Source organism: Sorangium sp. So ce117 (assembly GCF_051524395.1).
GTDB lineage: Bacteria > Myxococcota_A > Polyangia > Polyangiales > Polyangiaceae > Sorangium > Sorangium cellulosum_B.
This window is the reverse complement of the sequence record NZ_CP150309.1, coordinates 12,923,941-12,947,171: the sequence shown is the minus strand read 5'-3', so window position 1 is coordinate 12,947,171 and position 23,231 is coordinate 12,923,941. Positions and strand designations below refer to the sequence as shown.

21 protein-coding genes and 1 pseudogene are annotated in these 23,231 nt (G+C 68.9%); 14 read left to right on the top strand and 8 right to left on the bottom strand.

All coding sequences use genetic code 11. The features are described 5' to 3' along the window. Positions 1-121: 121 nt before the first annotated feature. The gene (locus WMF46_RS48715; protein ID WP_437983496.1) at positions 122-1,057 is read right to left on the bottom strand and encodes a LysR family transcriptional regulator; all 936 of its coding nucleotides are present in this window, start codon (positions 1,055-1,057) and stop codon (positions 122-124) included. Between the two features lie 194 nt (positions 1,058-1,251). Between WMF46_RS48715 and WMF46_RS48710 the strand changes: the two genes are divergently transcribed. Continuing rightward, positions 1,252-2,016 (top strand): SDR family oxidoreductase, encoded by a 765-nt coding sequence (locus WMF46_RS48710; protein WP_437983495.1) that lies wholly within the window; start codon positions 1,252-1,254, stop codon positions 2,014-2,016. Between the two features lie 277 nt (positions 2,017-2,293). On the opposite strand, the gene WMF46_RS48705 is transcribed toward WMF46_RS48710, so the two are convergent. Then, positions 2,294-2,749 (bottom strand): GNAT family N-acetyltransferase, encoded by a 456-nt coding sequence (locus WMF46_RS48705; protein ID WP_437983494.1) that lies wholly within the window; start codon positions 2,747-2,749, stop codon positions 2,294-2,296. A gap of 199 nt (positions 2,750-2,948) precedes the next feature. Between WMF46_RS48705 and WMF46_RS48700 the strand changes: the two genes are divergently transcribed. Together WMF46_RS48700 and WMF46_RS48695 are read left to right on the top strand one after the other, a co-directional pair. Next, positions 2,949-3,359, top strand: coding sequence for an N-acetyltransferase family protein (locus WMF46_RS48700; RefSeq protein WP_437983493.1), 411 nt, complete (start codon positions 2,949-2,951; stop codon positions 3,357-3,359). Positions 3,360-4,140: 781 nt separating this feature from the next. Continuing rightward, positions 4,141-4,791 (top strand): Kazal-type serine protease inhibitor family protein, encoded by a 651-nt coding sequence (locus WMF46_RS48695; RefSeq protein ID WP_437983492.1) that lies wholly within the window; start codon positions 4,141-4,143, stop codon positions 4,789-4,791. 442 nt (positions 4,792-5,233) lie between these two features. Here WMF46_RS48695 and WMF46_RS48690 read toward each other — a convergent pair whose 3' ends face one another. Together WMF46_RS48690 and WMF46_RS48685 are read right to left on the bottom strand one after the other, a co-directional pair. Continuing rightward, positions 5,234-5,905, bottom strand: a complete 672-nt coding sequence (locus WMF46_RS48690) for a transposase (RefSeq protein WP_437983491.1) — start codon at positions 5,903-5,905, stop codon at positions 5,234-5,236. Further along, positions 5,871-6,218: a hypothetical protein gene (locus WMF46_RS48685; protein WP_437983490.1), complete on the bottom strand. Its 348-nt coding sequence runs from the start codon at positions 6,216-6,218 to the stop codon at positions 5,871-5,873. Before WMF46_RS48685 ends, WMF46_RS48690 begins: the two co-directional genes overlap by 35 nt. Before the next feature lie 403 nt (positions 6,219-6,621). On the opposite strand from WMF46_RS48685, the gene WMF46_RS48680 reads away from it, so the two are divergent. Then, a complete protein-coding gene (locus WMF46_RS48680; protein ID WP_437983489.1) occupies positions 6,622-7,056 on the top strand; it encodes a CBS domain-containing protein in 435 nt (144 codons plus the stop codon). A 52-nt stretch (positions 7,057-7,108) separates the two neighbouring features. After that, positions 7,109-8,062 carry a cyclase family protein gene (locus WMF46_RS48675; protein WP_437983488.1) on the top strand — a complete coding sequence of 318 codons (954 nt, stop codon included), beginning with the start codon at positions 7,109-7,111 and terminating at the stop codon, positions 8,060-8,062. 453 nt (positions 8,063-8,515) lie between these two features. On the opposite strand, the gene WMF46_RS48670 is transcribed toward WMF46_RS48675, so the two are convergent. Further along, positions 8,516-8,935 carry a hypothetical protein gene (locus tag WMF46_RS48670; protein ID WP_437983487.1) on the bottom strand — a complete coding sequence of 140 codons (420 nt, stop codon included), beginning with the start codon at positions 8,933-8,935 and terminating at the stop codon, positions 8,516-8,518. Positions 8,936-9,359: 424 nt separating this feature from the next. Here WMF46_RS48670 and WMF46_RS48665 point away from each other — a divergent pair. The 5 genes and pseudogenes from WMF46_RS48665 to WMF46_RS48645 form a co-directional block, all read left to right on the top strand. After that, positions 9,360-9,518 (top strand): annotated as a pseudogene (locus tag WMF46_RS48665) (transposase); the annotation flags it as partial. A gap of 59 nt (positions 9,519-9,577) precedes the next feature. Next, a complete protein-coding gene (locus WMF46_RS48660; protein WP_437988025.1) occupies positions 9,578-10,492 on the top strand; it encodes a transposase in 915 nt (304 codons plus the stop codon). Continuing rightward, entirely contained in the window at positions 10,489-12,387 is a 1,899-nt protein-coding gene (locus tag WMF46_RS48655) for a recombinase family protein (RefSeq protein ID WP_437983486.1), read from the top strand. The genes WMF46_RS48660 and WMF46_RS48655 overlap by 4 nt, the downstream gene beginning before the upstream one ends. Before the next feature lie 297 nt (positions 12,388-12,684). Further along, positions 12,685-13,959, top strand: coding sequence for an MFS transporter (locus WMF46_RS48650; RefSeq protein ID WP_437331109.1), 1,275 nt, complete (start codon positions 12,685-12,687; stop codon positions 13,957-13,959). A gap of 903 nt (positions 13,960-14,862) precedes the next feature. Beyond that, the gene (locus WMF46_RS48645) at positions 14,863-15,642 is read left to right on the top strand and encodes a glycoside hydrolase family 30 beta sandwich domain-containing protein (RefSeq protein ID WP_437983485.1); all 780 of its coding nucleotides are present in this window, start codon (positions 14,863-14,865) and stop codon (positions 15,640-15,642) included. On the opposite strand, the gene WMF46_RS48640 is transcribed toward WMF46_RS48645, so the two are convergent. The 3 genes from WMF46_RS48640 to WMF46_RS48630 all read right to left on the bottom strand — a co-directional run bounded on the left by WMF46_RS48640 (position 15,567) and on the right by WMF46_RS48630 (position 18,892). Further along, complete coding sequence (locus WMF46_RS48640) at positions 15,567-16,766, bottom strand: poly(ethylene terephthalate) hydrolase family protein (protein WP_437983484.1); 1,200 nt, start codon at positions 16,764-16,766, stop codon at positions 15,567-15,569. The genes WMF46_RS48645 and WMF46_RS48640 overlap by 76 nt on opposite strands. 406 nt (positions 16,767-17,172) lie before the next feature. Next, positions 17,173-18,240: a transposase gene (locus WMF46_RS48635; protein WP_437983483.1), complete on the bottom strand. Its 1,068-nt coding sequence runs from the start codon at positions 18,238-18,240 to the stop codon at positions 17,173-17,175. A gap of 52 nt (positions 18,241-18,292) precedes the next feature. Continuing rightward, positions 18,293-18,892 carry an IS66 family transposase gene (locus tag WMF46_RS48630; protein ID WP_437983482.1) on the bottom strand — a complete coding sequence of 200 codons (600 nt, stop codon included), beginning with the start codon at positions 18,890-18,892 and terminating at the stop codon, positions 18,293-18,295. On the opposite strand from WMF46_RS48630, the gene WMF46_RS48625 reads away from it, so the two are divergent. The 4 genes from WMF46_RS48625 to WMF46_RS48610 all read left to right on the top strand — a co-directional run bounded on the left by WMF46_RS48625 (position 18,833) and on the right by WMF46_RS48610 (position 22,970). Then, complete coding sequence (locus WMF46_RS48625; RefSeq protein ID WP_437988024.1) at positions 18,833-19,450, top strand: transposase; 618 nt, start codon at positions 18,833-18,835, stop codon at positions 19,448-19,450. The genes WMF46_RS48630 and WMF46_RS48625 overlap by 60 nt on opposite strands. Positions 19,451-19,707: 257 nt before the next feature. Beyond that, the gene (locus tag WMF46_RS48620; RefSeq protein ID WP_437983481.1) at positions 19,708-21,420 is read left to right on the top strand and encodes an MBL fold metallo-hydrolase; all 1,713 of its coding nucleotides are present in this window, start codon (positions 19,708-19,710) and stop codon (positions 21,418-21,420) included. 285 nt (positions 21,421-21,705) lie between these two features. Next, a complete protein-coding gene (locus tag WMF46_RS48615; protein WP_437983480.1) occupies positions 21,706-22,332 on the top strand; it encodes a hypothetical protein in 627 nt (208 codons plus the stop codon). A 233-nt stretch (positions 22,333-22,565) separates the two neighbouring features. Continuing rightward, complete coding sequence (locus tag WMF46_RS48610) at positions 22,566-22,970, top strand: hypothetical protein (RefSeq protein ID WP_437983479.1); 405 nt, start codon at positions 22,566-22,568, stop codon at positions 22,968-22,970. Positions 22,971-23,231 lie beyond the last annotated feature (261 nt).

Below are 23,231 nucleotides of genomic sequence, written 5' to 3'. Positions count from 1 at the left end.
GGGGCGACCGTTGATGGTTACTGCCGTCCGCTTCCCTCGGCGGGCGGGGTGCCGCGCAGCGCGTAGCCGATGTGGGCCATGTAGTCGGCTTTGCCGATCTGGACACCCTGGTTGCGCGGGTTCATTTCCGCTTCGCGGAGGAGCCCTTGTTCCCTCCCACGTCTTCATCCCAGTACGGCGGCTTCCCGAAGGCGGTGACGAGATGGTCGGCGAGCGCGCGGAGCTTGGCCGAGGGGCGCCGCCCCTCCGTGTGCGCGATGAAGATGAACTCGGGCTCGGGCTGGGCGCCGACGTCGATGACGCGCAGCTCACCTGCCCTGAGCGCCGCGCCCACGATGAACATCGGTAGAAGAGCGACGCCGACGCCGGCGACGGCGGCGTCCCGCATCATGTCGCCGTTGTTGACGCGGAGGCCGACGCGCGCCCGCACGAGCACGGCGCCGTCCGGCCCCGGGAAGCGCCAGTCGGCGATGCCGCGGTTCGTGTAGAAGATGCCCCGATGCTCCTCCAGCTCGGCGATGGACGCCGGCGCGCCGTGGCGCGCCAGGTAATCCGGCGAAGCGACGAGGACGCGCTGGCTCGGCGCAAGGCGCCAGACCACGAGGCGCGAGTCGACGATGGGCCCGTGCCGCACCACCGCGTCGTGGCCGGCGGCGGCAGCGTCCACGCGGCGGTCATCCAGATCGAGCGTCAGCTCGATCCTCGGGTGCTGCAAAAGGAAGGGGTAGAGCGCCGGGCCGAGGTGCATGCGCCCGAAGGTCACCGGCGCCGACAGCCGGAGGGGGCCCGCCAGGGTGCCGCGCCGCGCGGCGAGATCGGCGGTCGCGTCCTCTACCTCGTGGACGATCCGGACCGCCCGCTCCAGGAACGCCGCCCCATCTTCCGTGAGCGACAGCTTGCGCGTGGTGCGGTGGATGAGGCTCGCGCCCGCGCTCTTCTCGAGCTCGGCCAGGCGCTCGCTGACGACGGACTTCGACAGGCGCAGGCGCCGCGCCGCCTCGCTGAGCGATCGCGCCTCGGCGACGGCCACGAACGTCGCGATGCCCTCCAGCTTCATCGTTCGGCGTTTCCGAAATCCAGTTCCACCGACGGGAGCCTACTGCGAACGCGCGCCGCGCTCTACCCTCTCGCCTGTCAGAGGGGCTGACGCGCTGGCTGGTGGCGGCGCCCTCTCCCCTCTTTCGAGCAGCAACGCTGACCGTCTGTCACTCGGCCCCTGGGACGCCGCGCGCCGGACAGGAGAGAAGGATCATGGGACGTTTGCAAGACAAGGTGGCTATCATCACGGGCGCGAGCGCTGGTATCGGCGAGGCCACCGCCAAGCTCTTCGCCGCCGAGGGGGCGAAGGTCATCCTCGGGGCGCGGCGCGAGAGCGAGCTCGCACGCCTGGTGAGCGAGATCGAGAAGAGCGGCGGGCGCGCCACCGCGCTGGCCGGCGACGTGCGCTCGGAAGATTACGCCAAGGCCCTCGTGGCGCGGGCGACAGAGAAGTTCGGCAAGCTCGATATCGCCTTCAACAACGCGGGCGTCCTGGGCGAGGGTGGCCCCAGCACCGGGGTCTCCGAGGCCGGCTTTCGCGACACCCTCGCCGTGAACCTCACCGGCGCGTTCCTCGGCGCCAAGCACCAGATCCCCGCGATGCTCAAGCACGGCGGAGGGTCGGTCATCTTCACCTCGACCTTCGTCGGCTACACCGTCGCGTTCCCGGGCACCGCCGCGTACGCCGCGAGCAAGTCCGGCCTGATCGGCTTGACGCAGGCCCTCGCCGCCGAGTTCGGGCCGCAAGGCGTGCGGGTCAACGCGATCCTACCGGGCGCCGTCGACACCGCGATGTACCACGAGGCGAACAGCACGAAGGAGTCGCAGGCGTTCGTCACGAGCCTCCACGCCCTCAAGCGCGTCGCGACCCCGGAGGAGGTGGCCCGCTCCGTGCTCTACTTCGCCTCGGACGACGCCTCCTTCGTCACCGGGACGGCCGCGCTGGTCGACGGCGGCCTCTCCATCACGCGCACGTGACCCGAGGCGAGGGGGAGTCGAGGCGAGGGGGCGAGGGGGAGCCGGGGCGAGCCCCGCCGGGCCGACGTGAGGAGAGGCGGCCGCGCGGGCTCCTGCGCGCTTGCGGACACGCGGCGGCGAACCGTCGCGATCCGGTGCTTTGCCCCGAATTTCACGGAGACCAAGCCCCGGGCCGACCGAACATTCAGTACGACACGCCATCGAGGACGAACAGGATCCGGAGATCGATTCACGTTGCCGATATCGTGGAGGCTCGGCCAGCGCGAGCGGCGGCGCGTCAGCGCGACAGGTCGAGCTCGAAGAGCGGGAGCAGCCGGCCAGGGATGCTGGCAGAGCCCTTCTCGCCCACGCGCCGCGCGCCGCAGGCCTCGTAGAACCGCCCGGCGTTCGGATCGCCCTGGACCACGAGGACGCGGTACCCGCGTCGCCGCGCTTCGTCGCGCGCGTGCGCCAGGAGCGCGCGGCCATGACCGCGCCCGATCTCCTCCGGCTCGACGAAGAGGTGGCCGAGCTCCACCCGGGTCGAGCTCAGGGCCTCGAGCGTGTAGAACCCGAGCGCCTCGTCTCCGCGCACCAGGACGAAGGTCGGATGCCGCGCCACGTACGCCGGCGAGATCGAGAGCTCCGCGCGGCACGCCTCCATGAACTCGCGCGTGTAGCCCCAGTGCGCCTTGGAACGGAGGGCGAGCGCGCCGAGGAGCTCAGCCTCCTCGGGGCGAGCGGCCCGGATCACGGGGACCTCAGGCAGGCGAGCCGACCGGGCGCGCCGGGGACGGCGGCGCGCCGGTCTCCGCCGGGCGGTGTCTGCTGGCGCAAGGGCATGGCTTCGGCATTCTAGCGACGGGCTCCTGACCTCGCGATGTGCTGCGAGCGGACGAGCTCTCCGCGTGACGGCGTCTGCGACCGGCCCCGTCGAGTGATAAGAGAACGTCATGGGGTTCGATGTGCCTTTGATCCGAGAAGCACGGCCGGAGGACGCGCCGCTGCTCGCGGCAGCCGAGCGCGCGATCGCGAGCGTTCCGGGGAAGCTCGCCTCGATGCCCGACGAAATCGTCGACGACGACCTTCGAAAGAAGATCGTCGAGCTCGACGATCGCTGCGGCGGCATCTATCTCGTCGCCGAACACGCGGGCACGGTCGTCGGGCATGGGTTCTTGGAACCGCTCTCACTTGCCGCGACGTCGCACGTCGTCAGGCTGATGATCGCCGTTCACGAAGGCCATCAACGCCAAGGCGTTGGCGAATCGCCGATGTTGACGTTGCGTGGTTCTGAGTGCGGCGATGCAACTACCAGTCCCGCTGCCGAGCAATTCTACGCAATGCTCGATCGCCAAAATCGATAGGTGATTTTTCGTGTCGGCTCCAGGCTGCCAAACCGTTGAGATACGGAGGAGGCGGGTCGCCGATGATGACTTATCCAATAGCTGACCGGTTCCAGTGATACCGATGAGGGGACCGACGACGACCACGACCGGAAGTGGCGTGTGTAACGCGTGGCCAGCTCGGTCGCAGCGTTGGTTCAGTCCTCGTCGGGACACCCGTGCTCAGCCAGCACGTGGGCGGCGATGTCGCGATCGATGACAAGTGCCCGCGGAGGCGGCCGGCGTGCCCGCCGTGAGCGCCGGCATGACCGGCTGGACCGGCGCCGTGCTGCCCGTGCGCGGGGGCCTGGTCAGGGGAGGCGGCGTCGGGCGTGGCGCTGCAACTGCTGAGGAGCGCGGTGAGGGCGGCGCAGGAGGCGGCGGGGCGAAGGCGGCGGTGCATCCGCGCTCCCTACCAAGAACCGCGGGCCGGAGTCCCCTGCGGGGCGCTGTCGCGCAAGTTGCGCAAGCTCTGGCCCATTTGAGCAAGCCCCTGCCCGATCCGGACCGCCCGGGGACCGCGGAAAGGCGTGAACCCCGCAAAAGCCGCGTGGCCCGACTCCTGCCAAGGGAACCACGCCTCCGCAACACGGCGACGGACCCCCGATGGCGCGTCGCCGAGGCCTCCTCGACACGGCGATCGCCGCGTCGAGCAACGCGTCGATCCTTCGCTTCGACGCTGCGGATGTCGCCGCCGCGGAGGGAGGTGCTCGTGCATTGCAACCGCCTCGCCGGAAACGGCGCGGCCCCATGGAGAGACATCATGAACGTTCAGCGTCGTATCAACAATCATCGATTCGCCTCCGCGCTCTGGCTCGCGCTCTCGATGGCCCCGTTCGCCGCGGGCTGTCAGGTGGAGGTGGCCGACGAGGCCGTCGAGCCGATCGCCTCCGAGGCGCAGGAGGCGAGGGCAGGCGGCACCATCTCGGTGGCCCTCTGCGGCGGCCTGCTCGGCCTCACCTGCAAGCCCGGCTTCTTCTGTGATTACGAGATCGATGCCATGTGTGGCGCGGGCGATCAGTGGGGCGCCTGCACGCCCCTCCCGAAGATGTGCACGAAGGAGTACGACCCTGTCTGCGGCTGCGACGGCAAGACGTACGGCAACGAGTGCGCGGCGAACGCGGCGGGCGTGTCGGTGGCGTCGCTCGGCGCGTGCGGGGCTCCCGAGGAGCAGGCGTGCGGCGGCATCGCCGGCCTCGCGTGCGAGCGCGGGTTCTTCTGCGACTACAGCCCGGAGACCCAGTGCGGCGCGGGCGATCAGATGGGCACGTGCGAGCCCACCCCGCAGGCCTGCCTCCATGTGTACGCCCCGGTCTGCGGCTGCGACGGGCGGACGTACAGCAACGCCTGCACCGCGAACGCGGCGGGGGTGTCGGTGGCGTCGCGCGGCGCCTGCGACGCGCGGAGCCTGTGAAGCGCGGCGCCTGCGACGCGCGGCGCCTGTGAAGCGCGGCGCCTGCGACGCGCGCCTGTGAGTGGGCGCTTTGGGCACCCTCTGCCACACCGGCAGTGGAGCGGATGATCCGATCGACGCACAGCAGGGCGTCGGCCCCTCGATTCCCCTGAATCGAGGGGCCGACTGCGCCTCGCACCGCGCTGAAGGAGGCGCGAAACCGCCTCCCGCGTGCGCACTTTGTGACACAATCGTAGCATGATTGTCATAAGATCGCCCCGGGACTTCCGAGCTTAGGAGCGATCGATGAACGTAAGAATCCTGCATTATCTTCGAGCCGCCGCCGGAGTGGGTCGAGGCCTGCAACGGGCTCGTCGTCGGCGACGACTGCACGATCGAGCGGATAGGAAACCATAGAGCTCTGGCCCGCGGGGTGCTGCCGTTCGGGGCTGCGAGGGCAAGTTCAGAGGATCGAGGATGCGGCGCACCACCGCTGAGTCGGTGATCGTGGAAAGCACGCGCATCCTCCGTTCGCATCTCGGGCAGCACAGCGCCACGACGAGCGAGGCGCGAACACGCCATGGTATCTCACAAGCGGGATCTTCGGCGGAGGAATCAAAGCCGCGAGCCGGGCCATGAACTCCATTGGATTCATGACGCGGAGAGTGCGTCCCCGCCGAGGTGTCTTCAGCAAGTACGCTATACGCCCATCGGGCAGGAGCTCGATTCGATCGAGTGCGAAGGCCGGGCGGGAGCAGTACCGCACGAGCCTCTCGCGCGCGGGTCGTCGACCGCCGTCATCCGCTGCGATGCGCACCGCGCAATGCACGTCGAACCCGTCGCACGCCGCGGAGAAGCGCCGCTCTCGGCGCTCGAAAGCCGCGCCGCTCGTGCTCCGCGGGGAATTCAGCGGGACGAAAGCCGGCGGGACCTGGCGGCGCCATGGCGGAGAGGTACGGCGCGACCACGACCGCTGCTGCGGCAAGCGGCGGCTCTCAGCCCGGCAAGAGGCGGCTCTGGGATGTCTGATCCCATGATGCGCGACCAGGCACCGCCCAACACAGAATTGGACCTGACGGCGCTTCGCGCCGCAGGTCAATTCAACGATGAATCCGACACGCCCGTGGGTAGGCACGGGCAATACGCTCGGCGGCAAGCGCGAAGGACGGACGCGTCCGGTCCTCCGTCGCGTGGGTGAGACGGCGCCCTGTCTTCGGCTCCACGATGCAGAAGATGTTGGCCGTTCCCCGACGCACGTACTCGTAGTCGATGCGACGCGGCTTTCCTGGGCGCATCGGCCTGTCGGGCCTTGCGTTGTCGTGCAGGACGACGGGACGCTCATCGAGCGCTACGACCGGTTCGCTCGGGTCGTGGGGCCGGGCGTACAGCTCCAGCACGTCCTTCATCCGCTCGACGAACGGCTCGTCGATCTTCGGAACGCACCACATTTTTTTCCCGCCAGGGCTTGATGTCCTGGTCGGCGAGGGTCCTCGCGTATGGTCTCTCGGCTAACCGAGCGAACGATCTTTCTGCGCTCGGCTTCGTCGGTGACCAGCGCAATGGTCCATCGCGCCCGCCCTTCGGGCGGCGGCCCGCAGATCATCGCGGTGAGCGCAGCGGTCTGGGCACTGTTCTTCCCTCACGCCCACCCAGACGCACGAGCCGAGCGAAACGGATCGTCAAATCTGCGGGGCGGCACTAGGACCTGACCGACCTCGCGCGTTCGCAGGTGGCCGAGCTCGTTCCACACGAGCTCGGTGCCGTCTTCGTGATAAGCCCCGTCGAGGAAGACCACGTGCAGAGTGCGACAGCGGCAACAAGTACCTCTCGAAGATATACAACGACTTCTGGATGGCCGATCAAGGCTTCACCGATCGGCAGCCGACAGGGGATCTGCGCGACGTGATCACGCGGCGCCACTCGGAGAGGGCGATCGTCACCGTGCAGCGCGGGGACGCGCTCCTCGTCGCCTACGCGAGGATGAAGCTCTATGACGTGTCGCAGCTGCCTGTCCTGGAGGACGGCAAGATCGTCGGCTTGTTGGACGAGTCGGACCTGCTGCTCGCCGCCGTGGACGACGCGTCGCGCTTCCAGCAGCCGGTGGAGACGGCGATGACGACGCGGCTCCGGACCGTCGACGTGCGCACGCCGATCCGGGACCTGCTCCCGATGTTCGACGCCGGGCTCGTGCCGATCGTGACGGACGGGGACGAGTTCGTGGGGCTGGTGACGCGCATCGATCTGATCAACCACCTGCGGCGCCGGGTGAAGCTGCACGAGGTGTGAGCCGCGGCACCGCGCCTTGTGGTGTGGGCGGGCCTGTGGTGACATGGGCGCCATGCACAAGGCGGGTGAACTCAGCACGTTCTCGTTCCAGGTGAGCGCCAGGCGGGCAGCGGCCGGCGTGGTGTGTTCGGGGGCGGTGGCCCTCGCGGGCTGCGCGGCGGGGGGGCCGGGCGCGGCGGGGGGCGCTGGCGCGGCGGCGGCGCCGGCCGCCGCGGCGGCGGTGCCGGCGGAGGGCGGCGGCGCGGCGGGGGGGACGGCTGCCGCGCAGGGGGCGCTGGGAGGGATCGATCTCGCGTCGGCGCGGGTCGTCGACCTGTCGCACCCGATCACGCCGGAGATACCCCTGTTCCCGGGGAGCAAGCCGTACGCCACGCAGACGCTGGGGACGGTCGAGAAGGACGGGTATTACATCAACCGGTTCTCGATGGACGAGCACGCGGGCACGCACGTGGACGCGCCGGCGCACTTCAAGACCGGGACGGCGACGGTCGAGCAGATCGCGCCGGAGCACCTCGTGGGGTCCGCGGCGGTCGTGGACGTGAAGGCGAAGGTGGCGGCGAGCCCGGATCATCAGCTCACCGTGGAGGACCTCCGCGGCTGGGAGGCGCGGCACGGGGCCCTCGGCCCGAGGCATATCGTGCTCGTCCGGACCGGCTGGGCGGCGCGCTGGGGCGATCCCGCGCGGTACCAGAACCAGGACGCAAAGGGCGTCATGCATTTTCCCGGCGTCTCGGTGGAGGCGAGCCGGTACCTGCACGAGCGCGGCGTGCGCGGCATCGGGATCGACACGCTCTCGACCGATCCCGGGCCGAGCCAGACGTTCGAACAGCACAAGACGTTCCTCGGGGCCGGCGGGTACCATATCGAGAACCTGGCCAACCTGGACCAGCTGCCGGAGACGGGGGCGGTCGTGATGGTCGCGCCGCTGCCGCTCGCGCGCGGGAGCGGCGCGCCGGCGCGGGTGCTGGCGCTGGTGCCGGCGGGCGGGGGAGGCGGCGCGCGGTAAGGACTGGTTGCTGAGGCGTCGCCGGGGGCGGCGGCCGGTGTTCTGGTAGCGTGGACCAAACAACGGGTAGCCCCCGACGCCGCGTGGCGTCAAGGCGGTTCGCATCCCAGCCCGACTTCCCGCAGTCGAGCTACGGTTCTGCGCCGCGACCCACGCGCGCATCGAGGTGTGATGGAGCGGGGAGCAGAAAATGCGTGCTTCGCCGGCTCGGAACCGCGCGCCGCTTCGCCGGCAACGTCCTGCCGTCACTGGCGCGCAAATACTTGCCGGACGAATCGTCCCCGGTAAGCGGTTGCCGCGCGACCCAGATCCAACGGCGGATTCAACGTATCTCCTTGAATCGCTCCAGCCCCCCAATGGCACGATGGCTGCAATTGCCGTGTGCGTGGGCGCTTAGGAGGTCCTGGGTACCCTCGACTACAGGGAGCCCGGTAGCCACGGATCATCTCGCTCTCATCCAAGAATGGAGGAATGAATCACGGCCGCTCGCAGCACGAACTGGACGATCACCAACGCCACGTCTTCCGAGTTGAGCCTCTCCTCGTCGAAGCTCGAGCATGGCGCGCGCTGGCCACACGGCGCCGACACCGCACGCCACGCGGTGAGGGCGCGTTTTCGCCGCGAATTTCGACAACCCGCCGGGCTATCGCCCATGGCGGCGCCATGGCGGAGTGGCGGGCCGGGGGCCGGCGGGCCGCGACGCTCGCTGCCGCGGCGGCGGAGGCGCTCGCCGAGCACCCGGCTCGCGCTCGATATGTCGGCGCGCGAGAACGCGAGAACGCGAGAGCGCGAGCGCGCAGCGTTGCAGGAGGAGATCATCCGGGTGCAGCAGAGCCGGCTAGCGGAGCTGTCCACGCCGATGATCCCGATCACCGAGCCCCAAGCTTGCTCACCGTTCCGGTGCCATCGGCAGCCCGAGCAGCTGACCCATCGCCTCGTGCACGACCCGGGCTGCCTCCGCGTCCCCGAGGGCGACGGCTCGGCTCAGGGTGGCGGCGAGCGACGCAACCACGGCGGCTCGAGGCGATGGATCGACGTCGCGAGCTCCCCGGGCCCAGCGGCCAAGCCCCGGGCTTGGGGAGCTCGCCGTGACCGATCCGTCGCGTCGGGCTGCGGTGGTCGCCTCGCTCGCCAGCACCCTATGCCGCGCCGTCGCCCTCGGGGATGAGGTGGCGGCCCGGGTCGTTCACGAGGCGATCGGACGGCTGCTCGGGCTGCCGGTGGCGCCGCGCGCCGAGGCGCGTGCGGCGCGGTCAAGAGCGGCGCGGTGACCGTCGTGCAACGCACGTCCGGCGACATGCGGCTCAATCCGCATCTGCACGTGGTCTTCCTCGACGGGGCTTATCACGAAGACGGCACCGAGCTCGTGTGGAACGAACTCGGTCACCTGCGAACGCGCGAGGTCGGTCAGGTCCTGGAGCACGCCGTCGGGCGGATGCTCCATTACCTCCGGCGGCACGGGCATCTCGACATCGAGCACGACGTCGAGGAGGACGACGAGCCCGAGGCAGCGCTCTGTGCCTCCGCCGTCTCGGGACGAGAGCCGCGCCATACGTCGTCGCCCCGCAATGGCTCCGCGGGCTGTCGCCGTCTTCTCCGAGCGCGCTCGCGTACGACAAGCCGCTGTGCGCTGCGCTCAATGGCTTCACCTTGCACGCAGCGACGCGCGCCGGTGCGCACCATGCCGCGGCGAGGGAGGCGCTGCTGCGTTACGTGCTGCGACCCCCGATCGCAAAAGAGCGCGTCCAGCCGCAGCAGGACGGCCTGGTGCGGCTCTCGCTCAAGCGCGCCTTCGCTGACGGGACTGTCGCGGTGGACATGGATCCGCTCTCGCTGCTGTGCCGGCTCGCCGCCAGCGTCCCGCCGCCGCGCTTTCACACCGTCAAGTACGCGGGCGTGCTCGCCTCGGCAAGTCCATGGCGCAAGCGCATCGGACCGCGCCCTGCGGAGCCACAAGAGCCTACGAAGGCGGACGAAGACGCCGCTTCGAAACGCAAGCGTGGCGGCTATCGGGCGGTCGACAAACCGCGCCGAGCTCTTGCGCCGCACATTTGCGATCCACATCCTGCGAACGAAAACCATAAAAACCTGCTGAGGCTGGTGCTCCATCGGCGGGTATTCAAGATCCGCAGGACTCCCGGGAAAGGTGGGAATGAGGCCGCGGATCGGCCTCTCCCGTCGAGGGCCTGGGGTCGTGAGGGGGTCCCCGAAAGGATGACGGGGATCCATGACCAAGCGTGCGTGGAGGATCGAGTGGAGATCGCGCCCCCAGCCCGACGGTTCATCTCGGCTCAGCCTGGCGGTCGGCCTCGTGATCGACGCCGCGGAAAGCCCCCCGATCGGGCTGCGCAGGAGCGGGGACGACGGAGCCAAGAGGAGCAGCGAAGACAACGCCAGCAACAGCAACGGCAACGAAAGGAGAGACCATGAGCCAACGAGCCGCCCTCTATGCGCGCGTCTCGACGGCGCGGCAGGAACAGGAGAAAACGGTGGCGTCGCAGATCGAGGCGCTCGAGAAGGCAGCGACCGCCATGGGGCTCACGGTGCCGGCAGAGCGACGGTACATCGATGACGGCATAAGTGGTGCACGCCTCGATCGGCCGGGATTGGACGCGTTGCGCGACGCCGCGACCGATGGGCTGATCGACGTGGTGCTGGTGTACGAGCCCGATCGGCTCGCGTGCAACTACGTGCATCAGGTTGTGTTGGTCGAGGAGCTGACGCGCTGCGGAGTCCACGTGCACTTCGTAGAATGCCCCGCGACCGAGCGCGCCGAGGACCGCCTGCTCGTGCAGATGCAGGGCGTCATCGCCGAGTATGAGCGCGCGAAGATCATGGAGCGCACGCGTCGCGGTCGTCTTCACAAGCTGCGTACCGGGCAGATGCTCCCTTACAGCTCTGTCGCACGTTATGGCTACGCCATCGAACGCTCTGCGGACGGGTTGCGACGCACAGTCGTCATCAACGAGGTCGAAGCACAGCACGTACGGGCGATGTATCGGTGGGTGCGCGAGGAGGACCTCAGCTCACGCGCCGTCGCCAGGCGACTGAACACACAGGGGATACGTCCTCGCAGGGCGGCGCGGTGGACCGAGGGCCGCATCTATGGGGTGCTGACCGACCCCACGTATACTGGCATGGCGACCTACGGTCGCCGGATGTCCGTCGAACCGGAACGGCCGAGAAAGCCGGGGTCGTACCGAAAGCACCTCAAGAGCTCCAGTCGCTTCCGTCCGAAGCAGGAGTGGCTCGTCATTCCGGTCCCTCCGATCGTCGACGAAAAGGAGCAAGCCGAGGTTCGCACAATCCTCGCGAAACACCGATGGCAGGCGCCGCGGCATCTCAAGTACGACTACCTTCTGCGGTCGCTCGTCGTCTGTGGTGAATGCGGGTGGCGCATGGAGGGCCATCGACAGGCCCCGCGGTCCGGCGTGCCCTACGAGTACTTCTATTATGGATGCCGCCGCCGCCTCGCCGAAGTGCGCGGCCATGACAAGCGGTGCAAAGCCAAGTACATCCGTCGAGACGAGCTCGATGCGGTGGTGTGGGACGCATTGGTGTCGTGGATTCAGTCCCCGGAGATGCTGCTGCAAGAGATCGAGGCATGGCGTTCCAGCCGCGCGGGAGAGGACCAGAGTCGCCGTGACCGCGCCCGTCTCGAGAGCGCCGAGCGCAAGCTCCAGACTCAAATCGAACGTCTGGTCGACGCCTACCAGGCTGGCGCGATATCCGTCGAGGAGCTCAAGGCGCGTCGCGATCGCCTTGATGCCGAGCAGCGCGCGGTGCGCGTTCGCATCGAGGAGATTGCGGCCCAGGACCAGAACCAAACTCGGCTCAATCAGCTGGCCGACGACCTCACGTCCTTTGCGGCGACGCTGCGGGAAGGACTGGATAAGCTGGACTTTGTCGGCCGGCAACGCCTCGTCCGGCTGCTGATCGAGCGCGTCGTCGTGACAGGCGACCACGTCGCTATCGAGCACGCGATCCCGCTCTCCGGCCGGTTTTCGCCTTTACGTTCGCAGGATCGATGCGCTCCGCTGCCCGAAATGCGAACGGAGGATGCGCGTGCTTCCCACGATCACCGACTCAGCGGTGGTGCGCCGCATCCTCGATCATCTGAACTTGCCCTCGCAGCCCCGAACGGCAGCACCCGCGCGCGATCCAACGTGGGAACCGATGGCGTTCGGGTTCGACGCGGCGTAGGTGGGCACCCGGCCCGAGCCCGTCATGGCGAACGCACGTCGCGGTCCGTCGAGCCAGAGCTGCACCCAATGCACGGCGCGCGGGCCCTGCGACGGGGCGAGCGGGTGTTTGATGCGCGATAGACGGCTCGCCAGGCGCCGTTCCCGCGGCGCTTGACACGGGCGAGAGCTCTATCGTTTCCTATCCGCTTAGATGGCTGTTTCGCAGGAGTAGCCGCTCCGCGGAGCGGCGACACGGCAACCCACAGCCAAGCGCATGTCAACCATCGCATGCAGCGTGGCTGTACGATTGGACGGCCGCTACGAGAGGAGCTTGACTTTCGGATCGAGTTTGGATTTCTTAGCCTATCGAGAGCATTGGAGGATGGCATGCAGCACGCAGGGGGCGCGGCCCCGGACATGGGCCCCGCGGCCCCGGACATGGGCGTCGCGACCCCGGACATCGGCGCCGCGACCCTGAAGCGGATCACCCGTGGCCTGATGCCGCTCTTCTGCCTGATGTACCTGATCGCGTACATCGACCGGCAGAACGTCTCCTATGCCAAGCTGGAGATGGTGGGCGCCCTGGGCCTCACCGAAGCCGCATACGGCCTCGGCGCCTCGCTGTTCTTCCTCGGCTACTTCCTGTTCGAGGCGCCGGCCAACCTGATCCTCGTCCGCGTCGGCGCCGGGGTCTGGTTCAGCCGGATCATGGGCACCTGGGGCCTCGTCACCATCGCGCTGGGGTTCACCCAGAGCCCGGCCATGTTCTTCGTCCTGCGCTTCCTGCTGGGCGTGACGGAGGCCGGCTTCTTCCCGGGCGTGCTCTACGTCCTGACCCTCTGGTACCCGCATGCGCACCGCGCCCGCATGATCGGCGCCTTCATGATGGCCAGCGCCGTGGCCAACGCGGTGGGCTCGGTCGTCGGCGGCGCGCTGCTCGATCTCAACGGCCTCCTGGGACTGGCTGGCTGGCAGTGGGTGTTCGTGGCCACCGGCGCTCCCGCCGTCCTGCTCGCGCCCTACGTCCTCTGGCGCCTGCCGAGCCACCCCGAGCAGGCCCGCTTCCTCACCCCCGACCAGAAGGCCTGGCTCGCCAGGACCCTCGCCGCGGAGCCCCGCCAACAGGCGGAAGGCTCCCCCTGGCGGGCCTTGCTGGACATACGAGTGATGGCGCTCGCCGGCCTGTATGTCGGCTTGCCGCTCGGCGCTTACGGCCTCAGCTACTGGCTGCCCACTCTCGTGAAGGGCTTCGGCGCCTCGAACATCCAGAACGGCTTCATCAACGTCATCCCCTGGGTCTTCGTCGCCTTGGCGCTCTGGTGGGTGCCGCGCCATGCCGCCCGCAACGGCGTCAGCGCCTGGCACATCTCCGGCCCCATGCTGCTGGGCGCCGTCACCCTGGTGCTGAGCGTGGTCGTGCCGGGCGCAGCGCCCAAGTTCGCCCTGCTGTGCGTCGCCGCCGCCGCCATCTTCGCCGGCCAGCCGGTGTTCTGGAGCGTGCCCCAGAAGCTCCTCGCGGGCCCGCACGCCGCCGCTGGCATCGCCGCCATCAACTCGGTGGGCAACCTCGGCGGCTTCGTGGCCCAGAACGTGGTGCCGCGCATCTACGACGCGACCGGCAGCCAGCTCGCCCCCATGCTGTTTCTGGCCGGCTGCCTGCTCATCGCCGGCGTCAGCATCCGGGTGCTCGTCCCCCGGCTGGCAGGCTGGTAGGGCGCCGGCGGATCAGGCCTGGCGGCCGCAGGCCGCCGCCAGCATCCGCGACTTCTACCCAGCGTCCGCAAGGCCAGCGAGCGAATGTCGCGTGGGGCGCTCAACAAAGACAAGAGCACATTGCCCGGTCGCACGGCGCAGCATCGAGCGGAGAAGCCGCTCGCGATCCGACAGACACGCCATGAGTGGTGCCGACTCGATCAGCTCGCTCACGATGCGTGGGCGATGCCGGAGCTCGTGTCCGCGCAGGATCCGGAGCAGAAGGTCTGCCCATCATCGCAAGCGGGCAAGCCGCCGCCCCCGCCGGACGTCCCCGTGCTCGTGGCGTCGGAGCTCGCTGGATAGCTGTCCTGTGCCACATCGGCCGCCATCTCCGACAGTGCCGGCCAAGGCCAAGACAGTTCGGTTTCCGCGGATCTCCGCACCTGCCCTATCCGGGCGCCTCGTCAATGCGGCTTGCTACCGTAGGCGCGACCTTTCTCTCCCCTCCGGTGCTGGCACCAGGCCGAGCAGCCGACCGATCGCCTCGTGAACGATCCGCGCCGCCTCCTCATCCCCAAGGGCGACGGCGCGGTTCAGGGGGCCGGCGAGCGAGGCAACCACGAGGGCCCGAGGCGACGCGTCGGCCGACGCGAGCTTCCCAGGATCGAGGCTCGCCGGTTGGGCCCGGGTTGGGCCCAACCCCACCGACGGGCAGCGATCCGTCGTCACGCCTCCCTGAAATTCGGGGCAAAGCACCGGATCGCGACGGTTCGCCCCCGCGGAATCGTCCCGCCAGAGACACCGGTCGATGACGAGCGGTCGCTGAAACAGTAGCGATTCTCATGGCTTCCGCCTGTTTCGCCGTCGAGGGCGGCTCTGGTGTGGCCCAACGGGGCGCCCTCGGCCGTCGCGTCGCCCGCGGTGAAGGGCTGCACTCCTACGCGCCTCGCGAACCGGCACGCGCTCGCTGCCGACCCGGACGCGTGGGCCGCCTTCGACATCCTCGGGACCCACCAATATGACACTCAGGTCGCCTACCCCGGGCCGGACGATGTCCCGCCTCGGGGCGACAAGGAAGTCTGGCAGACCGAGATGTCCGGCGTGAAGTGGTGGCCGGAACAGGGACCGAGCAACACCATCGAGAACGGCGTGGCCATCGCCCGTTGGGTGCACAGCGCGCTCGTGGTCGGCGAAGCCAACGCCTGGCTCTGGTGGTGGTACTCGGGCAACACCACGAACGAAGGCTTGATTCAGCAGTCAGGCAGCGTCACCACCAAGCGCTACTACACGTTCGGAAACTTCACCCGCTACATTCGCCCCGGCTACCACCGCGTCGCCGTCACCGGCGTCTTCCCAGAAAAGGTCCTCGTCAGCGCCTACGCAAACGACAGCGGCAAAGTCGTCGTCGTCGCCATCAACGAGACAACCTCCGCCCAGACCGTTCCCCTCGCCTTCAGGCGGCACCGCGCCAAGCGCGATGGTCCCCTTCGTGACCGCCGCTTCGAAGAACTGGGCCGAAGGAACTCCCGTCACCGTAACGGACGCCACGCTCCCGATGGCCCTCGAAGCCATGAGCGTGACGACGTTCGTGAGTCAGTGAAGCCTAGCCAGATCGGCCCCGTCGCTCAGGGGACCTTCATCAGGGCGTTCTGCTCTGCTTGCACGCGGCCATCGGTGCAGAACTTGCAGTTGTCGCCGTAGAAGAAGTTCCTGTTCGCTGTGTCATCCATCACATGAACGCGGAACCAGGCCGCGGCCGACGACAGGGACACGCCATTTGCGCCCTGATAGACCCAGCTACCGTGATCCGCGTTGAGCTCGTTGAGGAAGAACGCGGGCTGATCGGTGACCGTCTTGAAGACATCGTGGACCCCGCTGCATTTCACCGTGGAGTCCTTCCCCCCGCAGAAGAACAACATGGGGGTGTGCACTCCCTTGAGGGCAGTGGTGCCGCAAATCGTGCCGAGGGCCGAGAAACGGGGATCGGAGGCCGTCTTGCAAGTCGACATGCCCCCATAGGAATGGCCAAGCTGGCCGATCTTCGTGGTGTCGAGGGCGTGATAGTACGGGCTGCTCGCATCCTCGGCTTGTTCCAAGATCCAATCGAGGCCCGCGGTCGTGGGAAGAGGATCGCCTTCGGCGGTCGCGGTGCTGAGAGAAGCCACCACGACGAAACCGTGGGACGCGAGATGGTTGACGATCGGTCCGTATTGTCCGCACCACTGATTGCTGCCGGAGTTGACGACGCATTTCGGCGGCTTCTGCTCCGGATTGTCCCGGTAGCCATTGGCCCAGATCAGGATCGGATGGCAGTGGCCGCTGGTTGCGATATTGCTCGGGCGGTACACGTTGAAGCGCTGTTGCTCGTCCCCATAGATCGGATCGGGAACGACGCCGGCGAGGGGGCCGACGTTCTTGTCTGCGGTGACCGAGAAGGGGCCCGTCTTGGTAGGATCGGCCGTGGGGAACGGGTCGCCGACGCAGCTACTGACCGAGCCGCCGCTACCTGTCGTGCCGCCGCTTCCGGCATTTCCTTGGCCGCCGCTGCCCGTTTGCCCGCCCGAAGCCGCGCCACCCGTGGCCCCACTCGAGCCGCCCGACCCCGAGCCGCCAGCCCCACCACTGGATGCGCCGCCGCTGGATGCGCCGCCGCTTTCGGCCGTTCCCCCAGAGCCCGTCGCACCACCGGAGGCCGTGCCCCCGCCGCCCGTCCCACCGCTGTCCGTGCCAACCGCGCCCCCGCTCGCGGCAGCGTCCCCATTCGATCCGTTACCACACGCCGCGGTGGAAACGCACACACCCAAAGCCAGTAGCCAACGCCTCATGGTGACTCTGTCCTCGCCCAGCCGCTCAGCGTCGTCAAGCGCTTTGGCGGATAGGACAAGCAAACGCGTTCCGCAAAGTCAAGATTCTCGGAGCCGTTCCTGGCTCGTGCAGTCCGACTGTACGAGCTTATCGACAGAACGGGCCTTATGCGATCAGACAGGCCTTCCACTCGTGAGACGCCTGCGATTACCGCGACGTCGCACCAAGCGGAAGGCATCCTACCGTATAGCTGTACACTACTGGCACCAAGCGGAAGGCATCCTACCGTATAGCTGTGCACTACTGAGCTCGTCCAAACGGCCGCCGTCGCGGTTCGCGGCGCGTCGTGATGGCCGGCGCACGCACCTCAGGGCAGACCTCCCCCCGGCCACGTCGTCGAGCAGCGTCCCTCCCCTTTCAGTTTCGTCACGCGGGGTCCGCCGGGTACCGCGCGCGGCACTCCAGCGGCTCGGCGAACAGACCGAGGTGGCTCAAGATCTTCCTCGCCGTCGCCTTGTCCGTGATCGCGGCCATGAGTCGCATCCGCCCGCTGCATCGCGGGCACGCGAGAACATCTACTGCGTAAGTCCGCCGCAAAAGCTTCGCCCATTCGACGCGAGGCGACGTCGCCAGAAGGAGCCCATCCAGCAGCCGATCAAGATGCCGGACCGAGATCCCCTCCGACACGAATCCAACATCAGCCCACGGCAGTACAGCGCCCAGCGCAGTCGACACCCGCTCGCGCTCGACCGCGCCATGCACCATCGTCAGCAGCGCCCCAACCGCCACGTCCCGAGCGCCTCGCTCCGACACTGCCGACGGCGCCGCCTCGCTTCGCTCGTCTCCTCTGCGCGACGGCGTCTCCATGCCTCTCGCCGGCCCCTTCGGCGCCTGCCTCGCCGGCAAGGGCGTGATCGTCGTCGTCTTCTTCTTGTCATCGCTGCCCGCGCTATCAGCTCCGGCGCGCTGCTCGCCCTTACGCGCCTTCCCCGTCGCCTTCGGCACCACGAGGCTGCGTTGCTTCGCATGCGGCGCGAGCACACCGTGGTAGCGCACCAGCGGATGGCGCGGCGGCGGCACCAGCGCGGCGAGCCTCGCGAAAAACACAATCGGCGTCATCACCCGATGCGTTCCTTTTCGCCGCGGGTATTTCACCTGATAGGCCACCCGACCGTCGCGGAGGATGCTGAGCCGCTCCAAAGCGAAGCAGGGACGCGCGCAATACCGGACGAGCCGCTCGCGCCCCTCGTCGTCGTAGCCCTCGATGCGCACCGCCGCCTCGACGTTGAAACCATCGAGCTCCACCGTGAGCGGCCCACGGCGCTTCGCCTCGAACCGCGCTTCGCGTCCATCGTCCGGCGTAAGTCCTCGCCCTGGCCCGTCCCCCGAGCGCCTCGAGATCGTGTAATCGCGCGCGCGCGTGAGTGCCGGCGGCACGTCGTTCACACACGGGTGCGCGTCCCCCTCTGGACCGGGGCATGTCACGGCGGTCATCAGCAGGCGCCACACCGCCGTGTCGCGCGCAGCTCCGCGCCGCGAGGGCGACTCAGCGACCCGTCAGATCTGCGACGTCCGCTGGGTCCGCCGCCGGCGCGGCACGCGCGGCGGCGAGCGCCGCACGGACGATCTCTTCGGTGTGATCCTCGAAGTCGTTCGGATCGAGCTTCCCCGCCGCGAGCATCGCCTTCACCTCGTGGGGCAGCGGCACGGTCTCGCGCCGCAGCCCCGCGCGTGTCGCGACGCGCAGGTAGAAGCGCGGCTCGAGCCCATTGAGCTTCGCGCTCTCCACCAGGCTGTAGAACGTCGCCGCGACTTCGGTCCCGCGCAGCGAGTGCGAGCCGTAGTGATTCATCCTGCCGATGACCGGCGCCCTCGCGGCGCGCTCCGTCCCGTTGTTGTCCAGCGGGATCTCGGGATCATCGAGGAACAGCACCAGGCCGAGCCACATGTTGACCATGTAGCCGATCGCCTTGTGAAGCCCGCTCTCGGGGAGGCCGGGACGAGAGCCGCGCCATACGTCGTCGCCCCGCAACGGCTCCGCGGGCTCTCGCCGTCTTCTCCGAGCGCGCTCGCGTACGACAAGCCGCTGTGCGCTGCGCTCGACGGCTTCACCTTGCACGCAGCGACGCGCGCCGGTGCGCACCATGCCGCGGCGAGGGAGGCGCTGCTGCGTTACGTGCTGCGACCCCCGATCGCAAAGGAGCGCGTCGAGCCGCAGCAGGACGGCCTGCTGCGGCTCTCGCTCAAGCGCGCCTTCGCTGACGGGACTGTCGCGGTGGACATGGATCCGCTCTCGCTCCTGTGCCGCTTCGCGGCCAGCGTCCCGCCGCCGCGCTTTCACACCGTCAAGCACGCTGGCGTGCTCGCCTCGGCAAGTCCATGGCGCAAGCGCATCGGACCGCGCCCTGCGAAGCCACAAGAGCCTAAGAAGGCGGACGATGACGCCGCTCCGAAACGCAAGCGTGGCGGCTATCGACCGTGGGCCGAGATTTTGCGCCGCACATTTGCGATCGATGTCCTCGAGTGCCCAGCTTGCAAGGGGCGGATGAAGCTCGTCGCCATGGTGACCGAGCCAAGGAACATCGCCCGTTTCCTCTCCGCGCTCGGCGAGCCGACCGACGTCCCAGCTCGCTCTCCCAACCGAGGGCCGCCGTACTGGAAGAGCACCGTTCTGCGCCGCAAGGCGCCCGGTGACGCCGCATAGCGTCTCGCGACGCGCCTCCCGGGCCAGACCAACGCCCGGACGGACACGTGTGCCCACGGCACGTCGATGCGCCCCGTAGCGCGCTCGGCGCCGCCCGGACCACGCTCTTTCGGCCCAGGACCGAGCCATCACGACGCTCGCGGTCCCACCCTTTCGGTTTGCTGCGCTACACTGCTTCGCGCTGCGATCCGGCTTCTTTTACCTACCACTGCTTCGCGCTGCGATCCGGCTTCTTTTACCTACGCGCTCGGCAGGACATGCACCGTGTCTTCCAGGACATGGCCGCCGATGACGCCGTGGCCATCCTCCCGTCGGGTCATCTGGATTCGAACGAGGACAACATGCGACCAGCTCAAAGCAGCGTCCATCGACGCACGGGTTTGGGGGTCGTCGCCGCGCGAGCGGCGCTGGCAGGGGTCCTGACGCTCTCTGCATGCAACGACGGCGGCACGGCCGGCGGGGACGCGGGCTCGCCGACCGACAGGCTCGTCGCGGCGCTCGGCAGGCGCGACGCCATCGAGGCAACCACGAACGAGAGGATCACGGCCAGCGGGGAGCGCTTCGATCCTGGCGAGTCGAGCGTCCCCGGCACCACGTGGCTGGTCTCGGAGTTCACCATGACGGCGACGACCGAGCTCGGAGCGGACAGGGCGCGCACCGAGCTCAACGTCGACGCCGCGTTCCCGAGGCGCGCGGAGCTCGCCTTCACCGAGGTCAGGAGCGGCGGGCGCGGCTACGTGGCCGGCCATGACAACGTCTTCGCGGCCGGGCCGACGCCCCCTCTGGCGATCCCGGCCGCGCGCGTCGCCAGCGCGGAGAAGCACGCCGACCTGGTGTCGCCGCTGCGCCTCCTCCGCCGGGCGCTCGCAGAGGAGGGAGGGATCCGGGCCGACGGCCTGGCCGAGGTCGACGGGAAAGAGCTCGAGGTCCTGCGGATCACGCTGGCCGGGCGCCCCGACGTCCGGATGTTCCTCGACCCGGCGAGCCACCTGCCCGTGAAGAGCGAGACCACCGAGGATCATCCCCCCATCGGCGACGCCACCGTCGAGGCGATTTACGGAGATTACCGCAAGGTCGGCGCTCTGACGCTGCCCCACGCCGTCACGCTCCGGGTCGGCGGCCTGGATATCCACAAGGAGGTGCGTTCGAAGATCGAGCTCAACGTCGGCACGGACGCGGATTTCTACGCGTTGCTGGGGGACACCTCGGCCGCGCCCCACGACCACGGGCACGCCGTCTTCGCGCAGCGCTCGTCGGAGTGGCTCCTCAGCTTCGGGTTCATGGGACTGCCCATCTTCTACGACATACAGACCGGCACCCCGAAGTCCGCGGAGCTCGCCCCGGGCGTTCATCTCCTGACAGGGACCACCCACCACAGCTTGCTCATCGAGATGAGCGATCACCTCGTGCTGGTCGAGGCGCCTCTCTACGAGGAGTGGACCGCGGGCGTGCTGGAGGAGATCAAGCGCCTGTCGAGCAAGCCGCTCAAGCGGATCGTGGCGACCCACTTCCACTACGATCACTCGGGCGGGATCCGCGGGATCGCCGCCGAGGGCGGGGTGACGGTCTCGGTGGGCAAGGCGGGCGCCGACTTCTTCCGCGACGTGTTCGCCCGGCCGCACACTGTCAGCCCCGACCGCTTGGAGCAGGCGAAGGTCCCGGTCGCCATCGACGAGGTGGAGTCCCTCAAGCGGCTCACCGATCCGGCGAGACGGGAGGTGGAGCTCCACGTGATCGAGACCGAGCACGCGCAGGGGATGGTGGTCGTGTACCTGCCCGCGGAGAAGCTCCTCTTCAACGCCGACCTCTTCAGCCCTGGGGACCCGATCAACGAGAAGTCGGCCGGCGAGCTCTACGACGCGATCACCCGCCTGAAGCTGGACGTCGAGCGGAGCGTCGGGGCGCACGGCGCCGGCGCCGCGGGCCCGGTCGCGACCCTGGCAGCGCCGAAGGAAGCGGCGAAGCGCTGAGACGACGAGGCCGAGCACGAACGAGCCGGCCTCGGGGGGCCGCCAATGCGAGCGCCAGCGCGGCAGACGCGTGGGCCGGGCAGCGCCGCGGCTCACGCGTTCGGCTCCTCCTGTCCGCCCCGTGGGCCCGCGGATCACGGCCGGAAGACCCGACAGCGATCACCGCACGATTTCAGCGAGTTGTGCCAGAGCGAGACAGCCATGCCACACGCAAGAGCTGGAGTTCCCGGGCTTTTTTTCGGCGGCCCTCATCTTGCAATGCCGTTGCGCAGAGGAAGGTGAATTATGAAACTCTCAGCAAGGCTCTTGGCCGGTGTGGTCCTGTCAGCGCAGATGTTCTCCTGTACCGTGGATGGGGACGGTGGCGAATGCGTCAGCCCCACGCAGAACCTCGACACGGCGTATGCGCCAGGCGCGGTCGGCTGCGCCTGCACCGACGCCGACGAGGACGTGTGCGTCGATGACAGCAGCGGGCGCGGCGTCGCCCTCGTCTGCGACGCCGGGCGCTGGAAGGCCGTCGAGGATGGCCCGTGCGCGCCTTTCCCTCCCGTGTGCTTCAGCCCCACGCAGAACCTCGACACGGCGTACGAGCCAGGCTCGGTCGGCTGCGCCTGCACCGACGCGGACGAGGACGTGTGCGTCGATGACAGCACCGGGCGCGGGGTCGCCCTCGTCTGCAACGACGGGCGCTGGGACGCCGTCGAGGATGGCCCGTGCGCGCCTCTCTTTCCCGTGTGCTTCAGCCCCACGCAGAACCTCGAGAGGGCGTACGATCTCGGCGCGGTCGGCTGTGCCTGCGCCGACACGGACGAGGACGTCTGCGTCAAGGATAGTCACGGAAGAGCTGTCGCCCTCGTCTGCGAGGGCGGAGCCTGGCTCGCCGTCCTGGATGGCCCGTGCGGCGGCCGCTGAGGGACTGCTCGATACCAGCGCAGGGCGCGCTCCCGCCGATCGCCGCGTCGCCCCCTGGACGCGCCCCGCGCGCGTCCGCTGGAGGCCGCCGCGGGGGATTGCCCCTTATATACGCCCTGTACGTACTCGGTGAGCATCTTGATCTCGGCCTCTTGCTCGCGGCTCGCCCAGTGCACGAGATTGCCGATCGAGATCATGCCGACCACCCGCCCGCCCTGATGTGCGCGAGGCACGTGGGCGCGTTGCTCGTGAGCATCGACTCGTCCCCGAGCGGCATCCTCAGCGAACGGGACGTGATGACGCGGGTGATCCTGGCCCGGCGCAATCCGGCCACCACCCTGGTCGTGGAGGTGATGACCCGCGAGGTCATCTGCGTCGAGCCGAGCACCCCGGCGCGTGGCGGCTATCGGCCGTGGGCCGAGCTCCTGCGCCGCACATTTGCGATCGACGTCCTCGAGTGCCCAGCTTGCAAGGGGCGGATGAAGCTCGTCGCCATGGTGACCGAGCCAAGGAACATCGCCCGCTTCCTCTCCGCGCTCGGCGAACCGACCGATGTTCCAGCACGCTCTCCCAACCGAGGGCCGCCGTACTGGAAGAGCACCGTTCTGCGCCGCAAGGCGCCCGGTGACGCCGCATAGCGTCTCGCGACGCGCCTCCCGGGCCAGACCAACGCCCGGACGGACACGTAGGCCCACGGCACGCCGATGCGCCCCGTAGCGCGCTCGGCGCCGCCCGGACCACGCTCACGGTCCCACCCTTTCGGTTTGCTGCGCTACACTGCTTCGCGCTGCGATCCGGCTTCTTTTACCTACGCGCTGATCGAGCGCCGGCACCGGCGGCCCACCCTGTTCCTGCCGCCGCAGACTGTGGAGTGAACGCGGCCCCGTTGACGACGCGGC